Raw genomic sequence first — 19,333 nt, 5'->3', positions numbered from 1 at the left:
CCGACGCGCGTCACCGCGACGCGCGCAGGCGACGAGAGGATCAGTGGGTAGATGACACGGGCAGTGGTGACCACCGGGGCCGGCGGCGGACTCTCGGTCGAGGACGTGCACCTGGCCGGCCCGGACGCGGGGCAGGTGCGGGTCCGGCTGGTCGCGGCCGGGGTGTGCCACTCCGACCTGTCGCTCCACCGCGGAACGCTCCCGCACAAGACGCCCGCGGTGCTCGGCCACGAAGGCGCCGGCGTGGTGACGGAGGTCGGCTCCGGCGTGGAGCACGTCCGGGCGGGCGACCACGTGGTGCTGAACTGGCGGGCGCCGTGCCGGTCGTGCGCCTTCTGCCGGAACGGGGAGCCCTACCTCTGCTCGTACTCCGACCTGGTCTCGCGCAAGCCGTACGGCCGGCTCGCCGACGGGACCCCGGTCTACCCGGGCCTGGGCGTCGCGGCCTTCGCCGAGGAGACCGTGCTGCCCGAATCGGGGGTCGTCAAGGTGCCCTCCGACGTGCCGCCCGAGGTCGCCGCGCTGCTCGGCTGCGCCGCCCTGACCGGGTTCGGCGCGGTCGTCAACTGCGCCCGGGTGCGGCCCGGCCAGTCGGCCGTGGTGTTCGGCGTCGGCGGGGTCGGGCGGATCGCCCTGCAGACCCTGCGGCTGGTCGGCGCCGGAACGATCGTCGCGGTCGACGCCTCGGCGGACAAGGAGAAGGCCGCCCGGCAGAGCGGCGCCACCCACTTCCTCCCCGCGTCGCCCGATCTGCTGGAGGAGATACGGGAGTTGACGGACGGGCGCGGCTGCGACCACGCCATCGAGTGCGTCGGCGGCGCGGCGACGGTCCGTCAGGCGTGGGACTGCACGCGGCGGGGCGGCACCGTGACGGTGGTCGGCGCCGGCGGCCGCGACGACCGGGTCTCCTTCACCGCGCTGGAACTGTTCCACTCGGCGCGACGGCTCGTCGGCTGCCTGCACGGGAACGCCACGGCCGAGCGCGACGTGCCGGTGCTGCTGGACCACGTGCGGGCCGGGCGGATGGACATCGGTGCACTGGTGAGCGACCGGATCCCGCTGGACGGGGTCGCCGGCGCCTTCGACCGCCTGGCGGCGCACCAGGGCGGGCGCTCGCTCGTCCTGCTCTGAACCGGGAACGACCACGGCCGGCGGGCGACCCCCGCCGGCCTTCTCATCGCCTGCACCACGGACGCGGAACGGGCGGTGGGCCGGCGCCCCCGCCGTCCCACCGCCCGTCGTCGGATCTTCCCGGCGCTACTCGGCGGCCGCGCCGAGTGCCACGGCCTCGTCGATCTCGTTGACGCGGGCCTGCAACTCCGCCCGCTCCCGGTCCAGTTCGTCGGCCTGCGCCTCGTCCTCGGACATCAGCTTGAGCAGGTCGCTGTTGCCCATCTCCAGGACGCCCATGTCGGCGTAGGCGTTCTGCACGGCCGGGCCCCACAGGCCGATGTCCTTCACACAGGGGACGATCCGGGCGAAGAGCAGCGAACGGAAGGCCCGCATGCGGGGCCCGCGGTTCATGTACTCCATGCACTCCTTCATGTCGAAGCCGAGGTTCTCCCAGACCTCCTGCATGCGGAAGCGGTCCCGCATCAGGTAGCAGCCCTCGACGACGAACTCCTCGCGCTCGGCGATCTCGCGGGAGGACAGCTGGGCGTAGTAGTCGCGCAGGGCGAGCCGGCCGAAGGCGACGTGCCGGGCCTCGTCCTGCATCACGTACGCCAGGATCTGCTTGGGCAGCGGCTTGTCGGTGCGGTCGCGCAGGATCCCGAACGCCGCCAGGGCGAGTCCCTCGATCAGCACCTGCATCCCCAGGTAGGGCATGTCCCAACGGGAGTCGTTGAGGGCGTCCTCCAACAGGGACTTCAGGTGCGGGTTGATCGGGTAGGTGAGCCCGATCTTCTCGCCGAGGAAGCGGGAGAAGATCTCGGCGTGCCGGGCCTCGTCCATGACCTGGGTCGCCGCGTAGTACTTGGAGTCGATGTCCGGGACGGACTGCACGATGCGGGCGGAGCAGATCATCGCCCCCTGCTCGCCGTGCAGAAACTGGCTGAACTCCCAGGCGGCCATGTGCTGCCGCATCTCCCGGCGCTCCGCCGCGTTCAGCTTCTCGTACTGGCGGGATCCGTAGAGCGCGAGCGTCTTCTCAGGCGTTCCCAGCGCGTCGCACGGATCGACCTCGATCGACCAGTCGATGCGGGTGGCGCTGTCCCACTGCTTGTCCTTGCCCTTCTGATAGAGATTCAGCAGTCGTTCGCGTCCGGAGTCGTAGTCCCAGGTGAAGTGGTTGTCGCCGGCCATCGGAAAGGTCCAACTCGTGGACTTCGCACGTTCGTTGAGTTCGTCAGAGTGATTCATGGACAGTTCTCCGCCTTCTCGCCGAGCCCGGGTTCACACCGTCCCTGACGGTGCGAGCACCGGGAGAACATTGGGCAGCACCTCGATCGTGTACCGGGATGCCGACGTGCGGACCAGCTCGCCGTCGTGCTCGAACGTCAGGGGGGAGCCGTCCGTGCGCTCGATGACGATGCGGCGACCGCGGGCGTAGACCACCTCGGGGCGGCCGACGTGGTCGCCCCGGGCGGTCAGGCCCGGCAGCTCGCGCGGGTCGAGGTCGCCGCCGACGACGCAGACGTCCAGCAGGCCGTCGTCCAGGACCGAGTGCGGCAGGACCTTGAACTGGCCGCCGCGGTAGCGGCCCCCGCCGACGTTCGCCAGGACCGCGGCGCCGTCGTGGACGACCGTCCCGTCGACCAGGACCCGGCCCGGGTACGCCTCGAAGGTGCGCAGGGTCAGGGCCACCGCCTCGCGGTAGCGGTCCCGGCCGGCCAGCTCCGGGAGCCGGGCCGCGGTGATCAGCGCCTCGGCGACCAGCCCGGAGCAGGCGCCCAGCAGGGCCAGGGTGTCCGTCTCGCGGATCCGGGCCATGTCGACCCTGCGCAGCCGCGGGCCGGCGCCGCTCAGCGAACTGCTGAGCACCTCCTGCCACGGGCGGTCGGACCAGATCTCGCGGTAGAACGAATTCCCGGTCCCGGCAGGCACGTTGACCATCGCCGGGAGGTGGGCCGCCGGGTCCTCGCCGGCCGCGCGCGCGAGCCCGGAGGCGACTTCGCGGGTCGTGCCGTCGCCTCCGACGACCACGACCAGGTCGGCGTCGCCGACGCAGTCCCGGGCGGTCGCCTGGGCGGCGCCGCTGCCGGAGGTCAGGACGACGCTCAACTCCGCGACGAGCGGGGAGCAGTGACGGATCACCGCGTCGATGAGCGCCGGGTCCTTCCGGCCCGCGACGGGGTTCGCGATGAGCACGCCACGGCGGGCCCAAGGGCCTGCGACCATCATCGGTTCTCTCTTCTCCCGCGACGGCGGGTCGGAGGGCTTCGCCGGTGTGCGGAGAGGGCAGGATTCGAACCTGCGAGGGCTTGCGCCCGGGTCGGGCCCTGGCCCGACCCCCGTTGGGCCGCTACGGGAACCTCTCCTCGGCGGCCGGCTGTTCCAGCGCCTGCTGCCCGGCCGTGCCAACGTCTGCTGCCCGGCTGCGGGGACAACTCTGGCAGCGGCCGCTGGAAGCCCGCTGAGATCGCCGTGTCAGTGGCGGGGGCGCCGACGGGCCTCGCGGAAATCGGCCGAAACATGACAATGGCAGGGCGCGGGACGCCCCGATGTGCGCAGTGCTTCCGACCGGCGTCAGGTCGCCAGCGTCGAGGTGTGCCGAAGGAGCGAGAAGGTGCTCCGGCTGTTGCTCAGCTCGTGGATCACCGAGGCGGCAGCGATGGCGTGCCCGCGGACGGTGGGGTGGTTCCCGTCCTTGCTGTAGAGCCCCGGATCCTCGCCGGCCGGGTGCGTGGTGAGGTCCACGTGGATGGCGCCGTGCCGCCGGGCGACGGCCTCGGTGCGCTCGGAGAGCAGGCGGACCTGTTCGCGCAGCGCCGCCTTCCGGTGCTGCGGCACCGACCTGGACCTGCTGATGTCGAAGAGTCCGAAGGTCAGCACGTCGCAGCCGACGGCGCGGAGCGGGGCGATGATCCGGCTGAGTTCGGCCGCGAAGATCTCGGCGTCGAACGAGCCGCCGAGCATGTCGTCCCGGCCGACGGCGATCGCGGCCAGGTCGGGCCGGAAGGCCAGGGCCCTGGTCAGCTGCCGCGAGCGCACCTGGGGGCCGGCGACGCCGCGCCGTCCGAGGTTGAGATAGGCGAGGCCGGGCCGCGCGGTGCGCAGCATCGCCGCCACCCGGTCGGCCCAGTACTCGGACCGGTAGCCGTTGGAGTGGTCGCCCGCCCCAGCCGCGACGCTGTCGCCGAGGACCACGAAGCGGCCCCAGGGCGCCGAGGTCAGGAGCTGACGGACCTTCCCCTCGGAGAGATGGTGCGGCTCCTGCCACCGGACCGGCTGGGTGCGGTTCGTCGTCATCGCACATTCCTGTCGTCAGAGGTTGGCGCCGGGTCGCCGCCCGGGTCGGGGTGGATCGGGTTCCGCATGATCCGCGTCCGACCCAAGGGGGCGAACGCGCATGGCACGTGCGGCAACAGAATGCGATCACACCAATACCATCGGTAGTTGACGGCATCCTGGCCGTGGGGCGATTTTTCGCCACGGCCGACTGTGTCGAATCGAATAACAGCCGTCAAAGCGGCGTGCGCACGGGCCGGTTTTCGTTGACAGCGCTTGGGGCCCAGCTTAGGATCAACCGGGAATGATCACGAGTGCACAGCGAGAAATGCCCCCCAAGGGAGGGAAGCCGCGATGCGAGTCGATCTTTTAGGGCCGTTGGAGTTGACGGACGACGGCATATCGATCCACCTGCCGGGCGAGAAGCTCCGGGCGATCATGGCCACACTGGCACTCTCTCCGAGAATGTCGGTCTCCTCCAGTGAACTCATCGACGAATTGTGGGGTGAGCGCCTTACGCGCAATGCGGCGAATTCACTCCAGAGTCATGTCGCACGATTGCGCAGAATACTTGCCGAGCGTTCCGGAAAGCCCCAGCTCCGCAATCTGATCGAAACCACTCACTCCGGTTATGTCCTGCGGGTCGATCCGGACCTCGTGGACGCCCAGCGGTTCAGCCGCATCGTGGCCGGCCTCGAGGGGTACCGGCGGGAGCCGCCGCAGCGCATCGTCGAGCTGCTCACCGAGGGTCTCGCGCTCTGGCGCGGCCCCGCGCTGCTGGACGCCGGCCACGGAATGATCTGCCGGACGGCGTACGTGCGGCTGGAGGAGACCCGGCTGGTCGCCCTCGAACTGCTGATCGACGCCAAGCTCGAAGTCGGCCAGAGCCAGATCGTCGTGCCGGAGATCGAGCAGCTCTGCCTCCAGCACCCCTTGCGGGAACGCTTCTGCGAGCAGCTGATGACGGCCCTGTACCTCTCGGGCCGCCAGGCGGACGCCCTCGACGTCTTCCACCGCACCCGGCACCGGCTGACCAACGACCTCGGCCTCGAACCGTCGCCGCGGCTGAAGCGCAAGTTCCAGCAGATCCTGAACAACGCCCCGACCCGCACCTGAGCGGACCGACCGATCGGCAGGCCCACGCGGCGGCCCGCCGACGGCGCACACTCAGACCGACTTGGTCACGCGGAGGATCTGCCAGATGGCGCCGAGGCGCGCACCTCCGTCGAACGCCAGGTACTCCGGCAGGGCCGGTTCGGGCGCCCACTTCTCCTTGTAGGCGAGCTGGGTCTGCGCCGGATACACCGCCCCGCCGTGCTCGGCCAGCAGGCGCATGAACTTCGCGGTCAGCGGGCTGTGCCCGGCGAGTTCGTGCTCGGGATCCAGGCCGGTGAACGGCGTGAAGCCGAAGTGCAGCCAGCCCGCACCCTCCTCCTTGAACCGCCCCGCCGCATGCGCGTTGACGGCCTCCATCACACCGGGGACGGTCTGCGGCAACCGCCGGCTGAGGTCGTGCAGCCACCCCGGCCGCGAACCGAACGCCGGTGAGTACGAGATGTACGCGACCGGCTCGCCGTCGAGCAGGCCGACGAAGAGCCGACGGAGCCGCTGCGCCGGGCCGCCGAGCTGGCCGACCAGGAACTCGATCTCCTTGACGTGCCGGCCCTTGGCGCGCAGCCAGGTCCGGTCGATCGCGGCGATGCGGTCCGCGTACTCGGCGAAGTCCACCTCGCGCACCTCCAGCCCGCTGCGGCCGGCCCGTGAGATCTTGTTGCGCAGCTTCACGAACTTCGAACCGCGCAGCGAGAAGTCCGGCAGGGGCACCGAGTACGACGCGCCCACCTGGTTGATCGTGAACCCGGCGGCGCGGTACAGCTCGGCATCGGCCCGCTGGAGCTGCACGCCGACGATCCGGCGGCGCTCCCGGGCGGCCGCCGCCCGGAACTCCCGCAGCAGCACCGGCTGCCGCTCGGGCGCCGCGAGGACGCCGCCGAACTGCACCAGGTAGCGCCCCGCGCGGCGGTAGGCGATCAGCCCGTCCTCGTCCGGCAGGGTGAAGAACTCGTTCCCGGCATTGAGGGCGAGAAAGGCGCTCGCATTCTCCCCGTACTTCTCCAGAACCGGCAATGCGCGATCCAAAACCCCCGCGTCCCCCGCTGTGGAGATCCCTTCCGGTCGACTTCCGGATCGCACCATCCGCTTCTGCCCCTCGACTCGTCCCGCCAGGTGGGAAGCAACGTAGCAATGGCTCCTTGGAGGCGGCTGAGAGTCCCGTTTCAGCGTCCTGTCAGCGCTTTTTCAGGTGCCGCTGAGAGTGTTCTCGGGTGCTTCGGAATATCCGCGTCAATGCGCCCGGACAGGGAGTGTGAGAGTGTCCACTGCTTCGCTGCCCCTGCGAACCTATGGCTCCTATGTCAACGGAAAGACCCTGGAGAGTGATCAATGGGTCTATGTCATTGACTCCGGCACCCTGCTGGAGGACGCGTTCGCCGGTCTGACACTGAAAAGGAAACTCGAGCAGGGCCGAATTCGGCCGGAAAACCTTCCGGCCGCCATCGTCGGAAGGGTCGCGAAGGCGGACCGGGCGACGGTCGACGCCGCCCTGGAGGCGGCCGCGGTCGCCGCCGGCCAGTGGGTGTCCTTCCCACTGGAGACCCGCCTGGAACGCTTCGGGGAGCTGCTGCACGCCCGGCTCGCGGAGAAGGCCCAGGAGATCACCGAGATCCTGGTGGCGGAGGGCCACCCGCTGGCGCTGGCCCGCTGGCAGGTCTCCGGCATGCTCGAGTGCTTCGGCCCGGAGTCGTTGGGCTTCTACCGCTCGCAGATGCTGCAGGAGTTCCACCGCGGCGAGCGCCGGATCGAGGTCCGGCGCCGGCCCGACGGCGTGGTCTGCCTCAACCCGCCGCAGAACGCGCCGCTCTCCAGCGCGCTGCTGGGCGTCACCTCCCTGATGGCCGGCAACTCGCTGGTGATCCGGGCGCCGCGCAGCGCACCGCTCGGCGTGATGTACGTCCTGCACGAGATCGTGGTCCCGGTCCTGGACGAGATCGGGGCGCCGCCCGGCACGCTCAACGTGGTGTGCGGCGACCCGGCGCCGATGCTCTCGGCCTGGCTGGACAGCCCGCACGTCGACGACGTCATGTACTTCGGCAGCAGCGAGAACGGCATCAGGTTCCAGGAGCGCTGCATCGCCGCCGGCAAGAAGCCGATCCTCGAACTGGCCGGCAACGACGCCGTGGTGATCTGGAAGGACGCCGACCTCGACCTGGCGGCCGAGGCGCTGACCGAGAGCTTCTACGGCTCCGGGCAGCTGTGCATGATCCCCAACCAGGTCGTGGTCCACCCCGCCGTCGCGGACGAGCTGATCGAGCACCTGGTCCGCCACGTCGGCCACATCCTGCCGGGCCACCCGAGCCAGCCGGACGTGCTGCTCACCCCGGTGCTGCGCAACGAGAAGTTCTTCCAGTGCCTCCAGGACGCGCTGGACAAGGGCGCCGAACTCGCCTGCGGCGGGCACGCCATGCAGGCCGACGAGACGCGGGACCCCGCGGGCATCTTCCTGGAGCCCACCGTCGTGGTGGTCCGCGGGCTGGAGTCCGCGCGGGAGATCGACGCGGTGCGGCACGAGACCTTCTTCCCGCTGCTGCCGCTGGTGATCGCGGAGGAGGCGCCCGACGAAGTGCTGCTGGAGCGCTTCATCGGCCACCTCAACACCAACGAGTACGGGCTGCGGAACTCCTTGTGGGCCAAGGACCCGGAGGTGGTCGAGCAGGTCCTGGCCCGGGTCACCGTCGGCGGGCTGCTGAAGGTCAACGACTCCCACATCGGCTTCCTGCCCTACCTGCCCACGCACGGCGGCACCGGTCTGACCGGCGGCGTGTTCGGCGAGGCCAACTACCCGATCCTGCGCACCTCGCACATCCAGGGCGTGAGCGTCAGCACCGGTTCGCGCCCCCGGGAGGCGGTCTTCGACGCCTGGAAGGCGCTGGAAGCCCAACGCTCGTGACGCGCCCGGCCGTGGAGCAGTGCACCGGCCCAAACCCGACAAGGAGTCGACAACCGATATGCGCTCACTGGACGCCGCACGCGCGTCGTGCGAGGAGTTCCTGCCCGGCCTGCAGGACAAGCTGGCCGCCGTCCCGCTGACCGAGCTGGAGCAGCCGGGCAGCTCGTCCCTGGACCTGTTCCGCGCCGCCGGCGGCGCCCGGCTGGTCGTCCCCACCAGCTACTCCGGCTCCGGGGCGAACCCGCTGCAGGCGCTGCAGGTGACCCGGGCGCTGGCCCTGCGGGCCCCGTCGCTCGCCGTCGCGACCACCATGCACCACTTCTCGGTGGCGACCCTGTTCACCCTGGCCGAGAGCCTGCAGAGCAGCGGCGTGGAGTGGGCGCTGCTGGAGGGCATCTGTTCGCAGAACCTGCTGGTCGCCTCCGGGTTCGCCGAGGGCCGGCCGAGCCAGGGCATCCTCGCCCCGACCATGCGGGCCCGGGAGACCGAGGGCGGATACCTGATCAACGGCTCGAAGAAGCCGTGCAGCCTCTCGCAGTCGATGGACCTGCTGACCGCGAGCACGGCCCTGCCGCGGGCCGACGGCGGCAGCGACATGGCGGTGCTGCTGGTGCCCCGGCAGGCCGAGGGCATCACCGTGCACCCGTTCTGGTCGTCCTTCGCGCTGGCCGGGGCGGAGAGCGACGAGGTCCGGCTCACCGACGTCTTCGTGGACGAGCGTCAGCTGATGCGGACCGAGCTGGGCGACGCCGGCGAGCTCGACCAGCTCCAGACGGTCGGCTTCATCTGGTTCGAACTGCTCATCTCCGCCTCCTACTTGGGCATCGTGACCGGCCTGGTGGAGCGGGTGCTGAGCAGCGGCCGGGGCAGCGACTCCGACCGGGCCCAGCTGATCACCCGTCTGGAGACCGCCAACCTGCTGCTGGAGGGCGTCGCCCGGATGGTGATGGACGGCGAGGCCGGCAACGAGGCGCTCGGCAAGGCGCTGCTGGCCCGCTACGGCGCGCAGGACGCGCTGGCGGAGACGGCCCACCGGGCCGCCGAGGCGCTCGGCGGGATGGCCTTCATCTCGTCCTCCGACGTCGCCTACCTCACCGCCGCCGCCCAGGGCCTGTCGTTCCACCCGCCGTCCCGCGCGAGCTTCGCAGGCCCCCTGCTGGAGCACACCGCCGGCCGTCCGCTGCGGCTCAGCTGAGGAGTGAGATGAACAGGACTGACGTCGGCTACCAGCCCGCGGAGGTCGACCGCGAGACGCTCGGCCGGCTGTACCGCAGGCGGCTGAACAAGGGCCGGGCCACGCTGGGCGAGCTGTTCGGCGGGCACGTGGAGACCGGCTCCCAGGGCGCGTGGCTGACCACCGCCGAGGGCCGCCGGTTCCTCAACTGCGGCGGGTACGGCGTGCTCCTGATGGGGGCCCGGCACCCGATCGTCACCCGCTACGTCGAGGAGCAGCTGCACCGGCACCCGGTGGCCAGCCGGATCTTCCTGGAGCCGCAGGCCGCGCTGGCCGCGGACGCCCTGGTCAAGGTCGCGCCGAGCGGCCTGGAGCGGGTGCACTTCGCGGGCTCGGGCGCGGAGGCGGTGGAGACCGCGATCAAGATGGCCCGGACGCACGGCAAGGACCGGCTGATCGCCACCCACGGCGGCTACCACGGCAAGACCATGGGCGCGCTCAGCCTCACCGGCAAGGCGCTGTTCCAGGACCCGTTCCGCCCGCTGCTGCCGGGCGTGGACCACGTCCCGTACGGGGACGCCCAGGCCCTGGAGGAGCTGCTGCGGACGATGCCCGGGCGGGCCTGCGTGGTCATCGAGCCGGTCCAGGGCGAGGCCGGGGTGATCGTCCCGCCGGACGGCTACCTGCGGGACGTGGCCGTCGCCTGCCGCCGGCACGACGCGTTCCTGGTCCTCGACGAGGTCCAGACCGGACTGGGCCGCCTCGGCACCTGGTTCGGCGCCGACCGGGAGGGCGTCACCCCCGACGCCCTGCTGGTGGGCAAGGGGCTCAGCGGCGGCATCGTCCCGGTGTCGGCGGTGGTGGCGACCGCGAAGGCGTTCTCGGTCTTCGACAAGGACCCGTACCTGCACACCTCGACGTTCTCCGGGGTGCCGCTGGCGATGGCCGCGGCCCGCGGGGCGCTGGCGGCGATCGAGGAGGAGAACCTGGTCGCCCGCTCGCACGAGCTGGGCGCCGACCTGCGGCTCGGGCTGGGCGACATCGTCCGCCGGCACTTCGGCTCCGCGGTGTCCGCGGTCCGCGGCCGCGGGCTGCTGCTGGGCTTCGAGTTCGCCGAGCCCGGCATCGCCGGCGACCTGCTGATCGAGCTGGTGATGCAGGGCGTGGTGGCGAACCACTCGCTCAACTCGCACCTGGTGCTGCGGCTCACGCCGCCGGCGATCTTGACCCGCGCGGAGGTGGATCACCTCTACGAGGCATTCGACAACGCGTGCCGGAAGCAGGCTGCCCGGTACGCGCCGACTGGTGAAGGTGGAACCGTCCATGCGTAGCGTCGAGGTGACTGTCGCAGTACCCGACGGTGATCCGGTCACCGTCTTCGAGCGGGTGCGGGACTTCGCCCGCTACCCCGAACTGGTGCCGGTGGTACGGGCGGTGACCGTGCACCGGATCGGCGACGCGGAGGAGACCAGCGACTGGGAGGTGTACTTCCGCAACGGCATCCTCCGCTGGACCGAGGAGGACCGGTTCGACCTCGCCGCCCTGACCATCGACTTCTCCCAACTCGACGGCGACTTCGACTCGTTCGCCGGCAGCTGGCGGATCGCCGAGGTCGACGGCGAGTGCCGGGTGCACTTCTCCGCCGAGTTCGACTTCGGCATCCCGAGCCTCGCGGGCATCCTCGACCCGGTCGCGGTGCGGGTGTTCAAGGAGACCATCGCCCGGGTGGTCGTCGGCCTGTTCGGCACGGCCCGGGTGGTCGGCGACGAGGCGGTGGCCCGGGCGGTCGCCGAGCCCGCCGCGGAGATCCCGGACTCCGCACTGGAAGTGGGCTGAGATGGACCAGAAGAACCTGTTCATGACCGGCGCCACGGCCTGGCTGGTGCGCGCCGAGTACGGGCTCGGACTGCTGGTGTCCGTGGTGCTGTTCTTCGCGCACATCGGGGAGGTCCGCTGGCTGCCGGCGGTGCTGCTGTTCGCGTACATCGACGTGATCGGCTACCTGCCCGGCGCGCTCCGCTACCACCGGCACCCGGACGCCCCGACCCCCAAGGTCTACTACGTCCTCTACAACACCATGCACAGCATGGTCACCCAGGGACTGGTCGTGCTGGCCTGGATCTGGCTGGCCGGGGCGGAGTGGGCCCTGCTGGTCGTGCCCATCCACCTGTTCGGGGACCGCGCGATCTTCGGCAACTTCCTCAAGCCGTTCGGGCTGCACTTCGAGCCGAAGGCCCACCCGGCCTACCGCCGGTTCTCCAGCGAGTACCTGGCCTCCACCGGCGAGCTGCTGCCGCCCCGGGCGCTGGGCGCCCGGTGACCGGGGCGACCGCCCAGCACCTGTCCGTCGCGGCGGGCCCGAACGAGGCCGACGGCGCCCACCGGCTGATCCTCGACCGGTTCGTCACCGGCGTCGCGGTGCTGACCTGCGGCGACGCACAGGACGTCGAGGGCGTGACGGTCAGCACCCTGACCCTGGCGTCCCGCCGGCCGCCGATGGTCTCGGTCGCGCTGCGGCGCGGCAGCCGCGGCCTGCAGGCGCTGCTGAGCACCCGCACCTTCGTGGTCAACGCGCTCGGCGCCCGGCAGGCCGACCTGGCACGGCACTTCGCGCGGCGCCACCGCGCGCGGGGCGTCGGCCAGTTGGCGGGCGAGGCCTGGTCGGACCTGGCCGAGGACGGGGTCCCGGTGCTGGTCGGCGCGGTCGGCTGGCTGACCTGCCGGGTCCGCGGAACCGTCGAGGTGGGCGACCACGAACTCGTCCTGGCCCAGGTGGAACGGGCGGTCCGCGGCGCCGGCGCCCCACTGCTCAACTACGCGGGCGGCCTGCACGGGCTGACCGAAGCGACCCTGCACACCGAGAGGGATTGATGACCGTGTCCGAGAACATTCCCGCAGAGGCGGACTGGGAGCGCGCCCCGTCGCTCGTCGACGGCGCCATTGACCTCGAACTGACACCGGCCTCCGCCGACCTGAAGTACTGGCTGGCGGCCGTCCCGCAGGGCACGCTGCGCGGTCACGTGCTCGGCCACGCCGACGACGTGCGCCCGCTGTCGGTGGTCAGCGAGCCCGGCCCGCTCAACAGCGCGCTCACCATGGAGCTCGCCTTCCGCTCGATCGCGGAGGAGAAGGCCACCCGCGCCATCGCGTACATGGTCGCGCTGGCGCCCGACAACGACTGCCTGGAGTTCTACTCCACGCAGCTGCTCGACGAGGCCAGGCACGCCATGGTCTTCCGCAGCCACCTGCTGCAACTCGGCATCCCGAAGGCCGAGTTGTGGCAGTCCGTCGACCGGCTCGCGCAGCGCGACCGGGACGGCGTGCTGGTGCCGCTGGAGGAGTTCGGCCTGCGGGTGCTGCGCGACGAGGGCGACTTCATCGGCGGCGTGCTGGTGCTGACCGTCCTGGTCGAGGGCGTGCTGGCGCCGTCCGCAGAGCTCAGCGAGCGCAAGTGGCGGGTGTTCGACCCGGCCGCCGCGGACATCGAGCGCGGCGCCGGCATCGACGAGATCCGCCACCTCACGGTCGGCAGCGCCATCGTCCGCGACCACCTGCTGAAGCACCCGGAGGACAAGCCGCGGGTGCTGGAGCTGATCCAGGAGGGCTACCGGCTGTGGGGCCGGCTGCCCACCCACGACATGCTCCAGCGGCGCGAGTCGCTGTTCCAGCAGGGCATCGAGGAGCACGGGAAGCTGCTCGGCGACTACGAGGTCTGGCCCGGGCGGCGGCTGGTGGACACCACGGCCGAGGAGCGGATGGCGACCGGGCAGGCCTGGGCCGACCGGATGCAGCGCGCCCGGCTGGCCTACATGGGGCTGGAGGAGGCGATATGACGCAGCTGGACGGCGCCGGGGGACAGGCGGCGACGGCGAACTACGACGAGATCACCAAGGTGGTCAAGGACGCCGGCCTGATGGACCTCCAGCCGTGGTTCTTCGTCTACAAGATCGTCTCCAACCTGGTCCTGCTCGCGGCCGGCTGGACGGCCTTCGCGTTCCTCGGGGACAGCTGGCTCCAGCTCGTGGTGGCGGCGTTCCTCGCCTTCTGCTTCGCGCAGACCGACCTGGTCGGGCACGACGCGGGCCACCGGCAGATCTTCCGCACCCGCCGGGCCAGCGACCTGATCGGCTACATCCACGGCAACCTGCTGACCGGAGTCAGCTTCGGCTGGTGGGTCGGCCACCACACCAAGCACCACAACTTCCCCAACCACCTGTCCCTCGACCCCGACATCCTGCGCCGCCAGGTGATCTTCGACAGCGGCGACCGGCACAAGCGGACCACTCCGCTGAGCCGCTTCATCGTGCGCCACCAGTCCTGGATGTTCTACGTGGTGATCATGATGGAGGGCCTGCGCCTGCACCTGTCGGGCTACGTCGCGGCCAGGCGGGGCGCGCTCAAGCGCAACAAGGGCGCCGACCTGCTGATGCTGTCGATCCACCTGGCGGCCTACCTGGCCGCGGTCTTCCTGGTGCTCTCCCCGCTCAAGGCCGTCGCGTTCATCGTGGTCCACCAGGCGCTGTTCGGCTTCTACATGGGCCTGCTGTTCGCGCCCAACCACAAGGGCCTGCCGGTGCGCGACGGCGAGAAGGAGGAGCTCGACTGGATCACCCGACAGGTCGTCACCTCCCGGAACATGCTGCCCAGCCGGATCACCCACTTCTTCTACGGCGGCCTCAACTACCAGATCGAGCACCACCTCTTCCCGAACATGCCGCGCCGGAACCTGCACCGCGCGCAGCCGGTGGTGAAGGACTACTGCCTCACCCACGGCCTGCCCTACGTCGAGGTCCGGCTGCTCAGGTCCTACCTCGACGTCTCCGAGTACCTCGGCGACGTCAGCGACCAGGTGCGGGTGCTGGAGCAGCAGGACGCCTCGCCGGTGCCGGCGGCGGGCCGATGACCAGGGCGGCGGTCATCAGCGGCCTGGGCTCGTGGCTGCCTCCCCGGATCGTCACCAACGACGACCTCGCCCGGGAGCTGGACACCGACGACGCCTGGATCCGCAGTCGGACGGGCATCGGGCAGCGGCACACCGCCGACGACCGCACGGCCACCTCCGACCTGGCCGTCGAGGCCGGCCGCCGGGCCCTGAAGTCGGCCGGCCGGGAGAGCGCGGACTGCGTGGTGGTCGCCACCACCACGCCCGACCGGCCGTGCCCGGCCACGGCGCCGCTGGTCGCCACCGGGCTGAACCTCGGCACCGTGCCGGCGTTCGACGTGGCCGCCGTGTGCACCGGATTCCTGTACGGCCTCGGCGTGGCCGGCGGCCTGATCGCCGCCGGAACCGTCGACTCCGTGCTGGTCGTCGGCGCGGAGAAGTTCTCCAGCATCCTCGACCCGCAGGACCGCTCCACCCGGGCGATCTTCGGCGACGGCGCCGGGGCGGTGCTGCTCACCGCCGGCGACCCGGACGCGCCCGGCGCCCTCGGACCGCTCGACCTGGCCAGCGACGGAACGGGCAGCGACCTGATCACCGTCCCGTCGGGCGGCTCCCGGGAGCCGTTCGCCGCCCGCACCGGGCCCGGCTACGACCCGTACTTCCGGATGGTCGGGAAGACCGTCTTCCGCAGCGCCGTCGAACGGATGGCGGCCTCCGCGCTGGACGTCGCCCACCGGGCCGGCTGGAGCGTGGACGAGGTGGACCTGCTCGTCCCGCACCAGGCCAACCTGCGGATCATGCACGCCGTCGCGGACCGGATGAAGCTGCCGCGGGAGCGCTGCGCCGTCCACCTCGACCGGGTCGGCAACACCGCCGCGGCCGCCGTCCCGCTCGCCCTGGCCGACGCCGTGGAGCGCGGCGCGCTGCGCCCCGGGGACCGGGTGGTGATGACCGCCTTCGGCGGCGGGATCACCTGGGGGGCCTGCGCCGTCCGCTGGCCCGACGTGACACCGATCTGATCCGCGCGGCCTTCCGCACGCCGCGTCATCGCACGTCATCGCACGTTTTGCACGTCATCGCTCACCGAAACAGAGGAGACCGCTCATGAACGACGTCTACGACCGCCTGGTCGGTCTGCTGACCCGCGGCTTCGGCATCGAGCCGGACGAGGTCTCCACGGAGACCACCTTCAACGAACTGGAGATGGACTCGCTGGCCCTGGTGGAGCTGGGCCTGGCCGCCCAGGACGAGTTCGGCGTCAAGATCGAGGACGACGACATCCGCTCCTCCGACTCGATCGGCCAGGCCGCCGAGGCGATCGCCGCCAAGGCGGTGAGCATCGGATGACGACCGACCGCGAGCCGTTCCACGCCGCGGTCACCGGCGTGGGCATGGTGACCGCGGCCGGGACCGGCGTGAAGGCCGCCTGGGACCGGCTCTGCGAGGGCGGGCGCACCGCGGCCGGGCCGGTCCCCGAACTCGCCGGCCTCCCGGCCCGGTTCGGCTGCGCGGTCGAGGACTTCGACCCGGTCCGCGCGGTGGGACGCCGGAAGGCCTGGCGGCTCGACCGGTGCAGCCAGTTTGCCGTCGCCGCCGCCACCGAGGCGCTCGCCGACGCGGGCCTCGACCCGAGCGGGTGGGACGGCGCCCGGGTCGGCGTCGTCCTGGGCAGCGGGATCGGCGGCGCGGCGACCTGGGAGAAGCAGCACCACGTCCTGCTGGAGCAGGGGCCGACCAAGGTGTCCTCGCTGCTGATCCCGATGCTGGCGGTGAACATGGCCGCCGGGTACGTGGCCATGGAGTGCGGTGCGCGCGGCCCGAACCTGGTGACCGCGACCGCGTGCGCCTCGGGCACGACCGCCATCGGCACGGCGCGCGAACTCCTGCGGTCCGGCGCCTGCGACATCGTGATCACCGGCGGGACCGAGGCCTGCATGATCCCCTCGATCATCTCGGGCTTCAGCCAGATGGGTGCGCTGTCCGGGCGCGACGACCCGCAGGCGGCGTCCCGCCCGTTCGACGTCGACCGGGACGGCTTCGTGCCCGCGGAGGGCGCCGCCGTCCTGGTGCTGGAGCGCGAGGCCGACGCCCGGGCCCGCGGCGCGCGGATCCGGGCCAGGGTCAGCGGCTACGGGGCCTCGGCGGACGCCCACAACGCGACCGCGCCGGACCCCGAGGGCGCGGGCGCGGAACTGGCCCTGCGCGCGGCGCTCGCCGACGCCGGGCTCGGCCCCGCCGACGTCGACCACGTCAACGCGCACGGCACGTCCACCCCGCTCAACGACCTCGCGGAGGCCCGGCTGATCCGCCGGGTGTTCGGCGAACGCCCCGCCGTCACCTCCGTCAAGGGCGTGGTCGGGCACGCGCTCGGCGCGGCCGGCGCGATCGAGGCGGTCGCCACGGCACTGACCCTGGAACACGGCTTCATCCCGCCGACGGCCAACCTGGAACGCCAGGACCCGAAGATCGAGATCGACGTGGTGGCCGGGGCGGGACGCGCCGCCCCCGTCGAGGTGGCGGTCAGCAACTCCTTCGGATTCGGCGGGCAGAATGCGGTGCTCCTGCTCAGCCGTGCCTGAACCCGGGCCGGCACCCGACGACGAGGAGGGCTGGCCGGCGCACATCGTGGAAGCACTGCTCGGACTGATCAACCCCGAACTGCTGACGGTGATCCAGGACCCGCCCGCGGGCGCGCCCGACATCCGCACCGGAAAGGAGATCTGGTCGCTGCGCCGCTCCGGCGAGGAGCGCAGACCCGCTCAGTGACGGTTGCGGCGCTCCATGTCGAGCAGCCGCCGCTTGCGGGGCAGGCCGCCGCCGTACCCGGTCAGCGACCCGTCGGAGCCGACCACCCGGTGGCACGGGATCACGATCCCCACCGGGTTCCGTCCGTTCGCCATGCCGACGGCCCGGGCCGCCGACGGCCGGCCCAGATCCGCCGCGATGGCCCCGTAGGAGGTGGTGACGCCGTACGGCAGGCAGGTGAGCTCCCGCCACACGGTGCGCTGGAACGCGGTGCCCCGGGGCGCGAGCGGGAGGTCGAAGACGCGCAGTTCCAGCGCGAAGTACGCGTCCAGCTGGCGCTCGGCCTCCTTGAACAGCCCCGGGTCCCGCACCCAGTCCGGCCCGATCTTCGGGCCGTACAGCTGCTCCGTCATGTAGATGCCGAGGATCGAGCGCCCGTCGCCCACGAGGAGCAGGTCCTCGACGGGCGACGGGCTCAGCGTGTACCGGACCGGGCCGTCCAGCGGCTCGGCGAACTCCGTCGGCGGGACGGACGGGGGCTCCGCCGGGAGCGCGAACAGGGTGTCCTGGGCCTGCGGGCCGGTGGGGTCGTCGGGTGCGTGCGGCACGGAGCAAACGTCCTTCGGGGAAACGGCTGGAATCGGTTCGGTCAGGGGGTGAGTACGGACCACAGATGGTGCAGGGCGTACGAGCGCCACGGGCGCCAGCGCCGGGCCAGCGCCAGCGCGTGGCGCGGGTCGCCGGGCTGGCCGAGCCGCTCCAGCGCCCGCCGGATGCCCAGGTCGGTGGGCAGGAAGACGTCCGGGTCGCCGAGGGCCCGCATCCGGATGTAGCCGGCCGTCCGGGGCGCGATGCCGGGCAGCGTCAGCAGGTGCTCCTCGTTCTCCTCCCGGTCCGTCCCGGGGCCGATCGTCAGCCGCCCGGAGGCGAGCGCCTCGGCCAGGCCGTGCAGGGCCTGCGGCATGGGCAGGTCGGCGGGGTCGGCGGCGGCCAGCGCCTCCGGGGTGGGGAAGGCGTGGGTGAGTCCGCCGTTCGGGGCGGTCAGCGGCTTGCCGTACCGGGCGGTGAGCCGGCCGGCCGAGGTCCGGGCGCTCGCCACCGAGACCCGCTGGCCGAGCAGCGCCCGGACGGCGAGCTCCGCCGCGTCCACGGCGCCGGGTGAGCGCAGCCCCGGCGACCCGGCGACCCGGGGCCCCAGTAACGCGCAGCCGCTCAGCGTCTCGACGACCGCCTGCGGGTCCGCGTCCAGGTCGAGCAGGCGCCGGCAGCGCTGGACGGCGGCGCCGAGGTCGCGCAGGTCGTCCAGCCACAGCCGGGCCCACAGGAAGGGCTGCCCGTCGCTGGGGGACAGCTCGACCACCGCGGTGGAACGGGGGAGCGACAGCACCCGCCGGTACGCGCCGCCGGTGAACTCCTCGACCCCTGGCACCGCCCGGGCGGCGAGGAACCCGAACAGCCGGGCGTGGTCGAGCGGCGGCCGGAACGGGAGCCGCAGCCGGATCGTGCCGACCACGTCGGAGCCGCCCAGGTTGCTGGCCCGCGACCGGAGCTCCGAGGGCGTCCGGGCGAAGACCTGCCGGATGGTGTCGTTGAACTGCCGCACGCTGGAGAAGCCGGCCGCGAACGCGACCTCGGCCATCGGAAGGTCCGTCATCTCCAGCAGGACGCGGGTGGTGTGGGCGCGCTGGGCGCGCGCCAGGGCCAGCGGACCGGCGCCCATCTCCTCGGTCAGCAGGCGGTGCAACTGCCGGACGCTGTACCCCAGTTCACCGGCCAGGCCGGACACCCCGCCGCGGTCGACGGCGCCGTCGGAGATCAGCCGCATGGCCCGTCCGACGACGTCCGCGCGCACGTTCCACTCGGGGGAGCCGGGGGTGGCGTCGGGGCGGCACCGCTTGCAGGCGCGGAAGCCGGCGGTCTGCGCGGCCGCCGCCGACGAGTAGAACCGGACGTTCTCCCGCTTCGGGGTGACCGCCGGGCAACTCGGACGACAGTAGATACCAGTGGTCCGCACAGCGACGAAGAACCAGCCGTCGAAACGGCTGTCCTTGCTGCGCATCGCCTGGTAGCGCTTCTCGTCGTCAATCATCTCTCCATCGTGGCCCACCCGGTGGCCGGAGGCTGGCAGTTTTCGGTC

General features: G+C 71.9%; 20 protein-coding genes and 1 tRNA gene. 14 read left to right on the top strand and 7 right to left on the bottom strand.

The window, feature by feature from the left end; translation table 11 throughout:
* Positions 1 to 51: 51 nt before the first annotated feature.
* Positions 52 to 1,131 (top strand): zinc-binding dehydrogenase, encoded by a 1,080-nt coding sequence (locus ACI1MP_RS16065; RefSeq protein ID WP_380334861.1) that lies wholly within the window; start codon positions 52 to 54, stop codon positions 1,129 to 1,131.
* A 126-nt stretch (positions 1,132 to 1,257) separates the two neighbouring features.
* Here ACI1MP_RS16065 and ACI1MP_RS16060 read toward each other — a convergent pair whose 3' ends face one another.
* The 4 genes from ACI1MP_RS16060 to ACI1MP_RS16045 all read right to left on the bottom strand — a co-directional run bounded on the left by ACI1MP_RS16060 (position 1,258) and on the right by ACI1MP_RS16045 (position 4,410).
* The gene (locus tag ACI1MP_RS16060) at positions 1,258 to 2,361 is read right to left on the bottom strand and encodes a ferritin-like domain-containing protein (protein ID WP_189275890.1); all 1,104 of its coding nucleotides are present in this window, start codon (positions 2,359 to 2,361) and stop codon (positions 1,258 to 1,260) included.
* A 33-nt stretch (positions 2,362 to 2,394) separates the two neighbouring features.
* The gene (locus tag ACI1MP_RS16055; protein WP_404868894.1) at positions 2,395 to 3,342 is read right to left on the bottom strand and encodes a diacylglycerol/lipid kinase family protein; all 948 of its coding nucleotides are present in this window, start codon (positions 3,340 to 3,342) and stop codon (positions 2,395 to 2,397) included.
* Between the two features lie 49 nt (positions 3,343 to 3,391).
* Positions 3,392 to 3,479 (bottom strand) — tRNA-Pro (locus ACI1MP_RS16050).
* Between the two features lie 208 nt (positions 3,480 to 3,687).
* Positions 3,688 to 4,410 (bottom strand): SGNH/GDSL hydrolase family protein, encoded by a 723-nt coding sequence (locus ACI1MP_RS16045; protein ID WP_380334870.1) that lies wholly within the window; start codon positions 4,408 to 4,410, stop codon positions 3,688 to 3,690.
* A gap of 333 nt (positions 4,411 to 4,743) precedes the next feature.
* Here ACI1MP_RS16045 and ACI1MP_RS16040 point away from each other — a divergent pair, with 333 nt between their 5' ends.
* Complete coding sequence (locus ACI1MP_RS16040; protein WP_052509772.1) at positions 4,744 to 5,505, top strand: AfsR/SARP family transcriptional regulator; 762 nt, start codon at positions 4,744 to 4,746, stop codon at positions 5,503 to 5,505.
* A gap of 51 nt (positions 5,506 to 5,556) precedes the next feature.
* On the opposite strand, the gene ACI1MP_RS16035 is transcribed toward ACI1MP_RS16040, so the two are convergent.
* Positions 5,557 to 6,528 carry a bifunctional lysylphosphatidylglycerol flippase/synthetase MprF gene (locus tag ACI1MP_RS16035; RefSeq protein WP_404868893.1) on the bottom strand — a complete coding sequence of 324 codons (972 nt, stop codon included), beginning with the start codon at positions 6,526 to 6,528 and terminating at the stop codon, positions 5,557 to 5,559.
* Between the two features lie 232 nt (positions 6,529 to 6,760).
* Between ACI1MP_RS16035 and ACI1MP_RS16030 the strand changes: the two genes are divergently transcribed.
* The 12 genes from ACI1MP_RS16030 to ACI1MP_RS15975 all read left to right on the top strand — a co-directional run bounded on the left by ACI1MP_RS16030 (position 6,761) and on the right by ACI1MP_RS15975 (position 17,217).
* Positions 6,761 to 8,395 carry an aldehyde dehydrogenase gene (locus ACI1MP_RS16030; protein WP_189275882.1) on the top strand — a complete coding sequence of 545 codons (1,635 nt, stop codon included), beginning with the start codon at positions 6,761 to 6,763 and terminating at the stop codon, positions 8,393 to 8,395.
* 58 nt (positions 8,396 to 8,453) lie between these two features.
* A complete protein-coding gene (locus ACI1MP_RS16025; RefSeq protein WP_043915816.1) occupies positions 8,454 to 9,590 on the top strand; it encodes an acyl-CoA dehydrogenase family protein in 1,137 nt (378 codons plus the stop codon).
* Between the two features lie 8 nt (positions 9,591 to 9,598).
* Complete coding sequence (locus ACI1MP_RS16020; RefSeq protein WP_100588791.1) at positions 9,599 to 10,900, top strand: aspartate aminotransferase family protein; 1,302 nt, start codon at positions 9,599 to 9,601, stop codon at positions 10,898 to 10,900.
* Positions 10,893 to 11,405, top strand: coding sequence for a type II toxin-antitoxin system RatA family toxin (locus ACI1MP_RS16015; RefSeq protein WP_380334878.1), 513 nt, complete (start codon positions 10,893 to 10,895; stop codon positions 11,403 to 11,405). The genes ACI1MP_RS16020 and ACI1MP_RS16015 overlap by 8 nt, the downstream gene beginning before the upstream one ends.
* 1 nt (position 11,406) lies before the next feature.
* The gene (locus ACI1MP_RS16010; protein ID WP_043915819.1) at positions 11,407 to 11,889 is read left to right on the top strand and encodes a hypothetical protein; all 483 of its coding nucleotides are present in this window, start codon (positions 11,407 to 11,409) and stop codon (positions 11,887 to 11,889) included.
* Positions 11,886 to 12,440 (top strand): flavin reductase family protein, encoded by a 555-nt coding sequence (locus ACI1MP_RS16005; protein ID WP_189275876.1) that lies wholly within the window; start codon positions 11,886 to 11,888, stop codon positions 12,438 to 12,440. Before ACI1MP_RS16010 ends, ACI1MP_RS16005 begins: the two co-directional genes overlap by 4 nt.
* Positions 12,440 to 13,402: a VlmB-like protein gene (locus ACI1MP_RS16000; RefSeq protein ID WP_229848192.1), complete on the top strand. Its 963-nt coding sequence runs from the start codon at positions 12,440 to 12,442 to the stop codon at positions 13,400 to 13,402. The genes ACI1MP_RS16005 and ACI1MP_RS16000 overlap by 1 nt, the downstream gene beginning before the upstream one ends.
* Complete coding sequence (locus ACI1MP_RS15995) at positions 13,399 to 14,472, top strand: fatty acid desaturase family protein (RefSeq protein ID WP_380334884.1); 1,074 nt, start codon at positions 13,399 to 13,401, stop codon at positions 14,470 to 14,472. The genes ACI1MP_RS16000 and ACI1MP_RS15995 overlap by 4 nt, the downstream gene beginning before the upstream one ends.
* Positions 14,469 to 15,470 (top strand): beta-ketoacyl-ACP synthase III, encoded by a 1,002-nt coding sequence (locus ACI1MP_RS15990; RefSeq protein WP_404868892.1) that lies wholly within the window; start codon positions 14,469 to 14,471, stop codon positions 15,468 to 15,470. Before ACI1MP_RS15995 ends, ACI1MP_RS15990 begins: the two co-directional genes overlap by 4 nt.
* Positions 15,471 to 15,555: 85 nt before the next feature.
* A complete protein-coding gene (locus tag ACI1MP_RS15985) occupies positions 15,556 to 15,798 on the top strand; it encodes an acyl carrier protein (protein ID WP_043915822.1) in 243 nt (80 codons plus the stop codon).
* Positions 15,795 to 17,030, top strand: a complete 1,236-nt coding sequence (locus ACI1MP_RS15980; RefSeq protein WP_404868891.1) for a beta-ketoacyl-[acyl-carrier-protein] synthase family protein — start codon at positions 15,795 to 15,797, stop codon at positions 17,028 to 17,030. Before ACI1MP_RS15985 ends, ACI1MP_RS15980 begins: the two co-directional genes overlap by 4 nt.
* On the top strand, positions 17,023 to 17,217 hold the full coding sequence (locus tag ACI1MP_RS15975) for a hypothetical protein (protein ID WP_100588797.1): 195 nt from the start codon (positions 17,023 to 17,025) through the stop codon (positions 17,215 to 17,217). Before ACI1MP_RS15980 ends, ACI1MP_RS15975 begins: the two co-directional genes overlap by 8 nt.
* Here ACI1MP_RS15975 and ACI1MP_RS15970 read toward each other — a convergent pair.
* Positions 17,211 to 17,699 (bottom strand): methylated-DNA--[protein]-cysteine S-methyltransferase, encoded by a 489-nt coding sequence (locus ACI1MP_RS15970; RefSeq protein ID WP_380335239.1) that lies wholly within the window; start codon positions 17,697 to 17,699, stop codon positions 17,211 to 17,213. The two genes, ACI1MP_RS15975 and ACI1MP_RS15970, sit on opposite strands and share 7 nt — an antisense overlap.
* A gap of 146 nt (positions 17,700 to 17,845) precedes the next feature.
* Positions 17,846 to 19,285, bottom strand: coding sequence for an AlkA N-terminal domain-containing protein (locus ACI1MP_RS15965; protein ID WP_404868890.1), 1,440 nt, complete (start codon positions 19,283 to 19,285; stop codon positions 17,846 to 17,848).
* Between the last annotated feature and the right edge of the window lie 48 nt (positions 19,286 to 19,333).

This window comes from Kitasatospora griseola, from assembly GCF_044999035.1.
Taxonomy (GTDB): domain Bacteria; phylum Actinomycetota; class Actinomycetes; order Streptomycetales; family Streptomycetaceae; genus Kitasatospora; species Kitasatospora griseola.
This window is presented reverse-complemented; position numbering and strand designations above follow the sequence as displayed.

What these genes read in the sequence shown, in the direction of transcription:
- ACI1MP_RS16065 (WP_380334861.1), top strand. Translation starts at nt 52, where the DNA reads ATGACACGGGCAGTGGTGACCACCGGGGCCGGCGGCGGACTCTCGGTC.
- ACI1MP_RS16060 (WP_189275890.1), bottom strand. Translation starts at nt 2,361, where the DNA reads ATGAATCACTCTGACGAACTCAACGAACGTGCGAAGTCCACGAGTTGG.
- ACI1MP_RS16055 (WP_404868894.1), bottom strand. Translation starts at nt 3,342, where the DNA reads ATGATGGTCGCAGGCCCTTGGGCCCGCCGTGGCGTGCTCATCGCGAAC.
- ACI1MP_RS16045 (WP_380334870.1), bottom strand. Translation starts at nt 4,410, where the DNA reads ATGACGACGAACCGCACCCAGCCGGTCCGGTGGCAGGAGCCGCACCAT.
- ACI1MP_RS16040 (WP_052509772.1), top strand. Translation starts at nt 4,744, where the DNA reads ATGCGAGTCGATCTTTTAGGGCCGTTGGAGTTGACGGACGACGGCATA.
- ACI1MP_RS16025 (WP_043915816.1), top strand. Translation starts at nt 8,454, where the DNA reads ATGCGCTCACTGGACGCCGCACGCGCGTCGTGCGAGGAGTTCCTGCCC.
- ACI1MP_RS16020 (WP_100588791.1), top strand. Translation starts at nt 9,599, where the DNA reads ATGAACAGGACTGACGTCGGCTACCAGCCCGCGGAGGTCGACCGCGAG.
- ACI1MP_RS16015 (WP_380334878.1), top strand. Translation starts at nt 10,893, where the DNA reads ATGCGTAGCGTCGAGGTGACTGTCGCAGTACCCGACGGTGATCCGGTC.
- ACI1MP_RS16010 (WP_043915819.1), top strand. Translation starts at nt 11,407, where the DNA reads ATGGACCAGAAGAACCTGTTCATGACCGGCGCCACGGCCTGGCTGGTG.
- ACI1MP_RS16000 (WP_229848192.1), top strand. Translation starts at nt 12,440, where the DNA reads ATGACCGTGTCCGAGAACATTCCCGCAGAGGCGGACTGGGAGCGCGCC.
- ACI1MP_RS15995 (WP_380334884.1), top strand. Translation starts at nt 13,399, where the DNA reads ATGACGCAGCTGGACGGCGCCGGGGGACAGGCGGCGACGGCGAACTAC.
- ACI1MP_RS15990 (WP_404868892.1), top strand. Translation starts at nt 14,469, where the DNA reads ATGACCAGGGCGGCGGTCATCAGCGGCCTGGGCTCGTGGCTGCCTCCC.
- ACI1MP_RS15985 (WP_043915822.1), top strand. Translation starts at nt 15,556, where the DNA reads ATGAACGACGTCTACGACCGCCTGGTCGGTCTGCTGACCCGCGGCTTC.
- ACI1MP_RS15980 (WP_404868891.1), top strand. Translation starts at nt 15,795, where the DNA reads ATGACGACCGACCGCGAGCCGTTCCACGCCGCGGTCACCGGCGTGGGC.
- ACI1MP_RS15965 (WP_404868890.1), bottom strand. Translation starts at nt 19,285, where the DNA reads ATGATTGACGACGAGAAGCGCTACCAGGCGATGCGCAGCAAGGACAGC.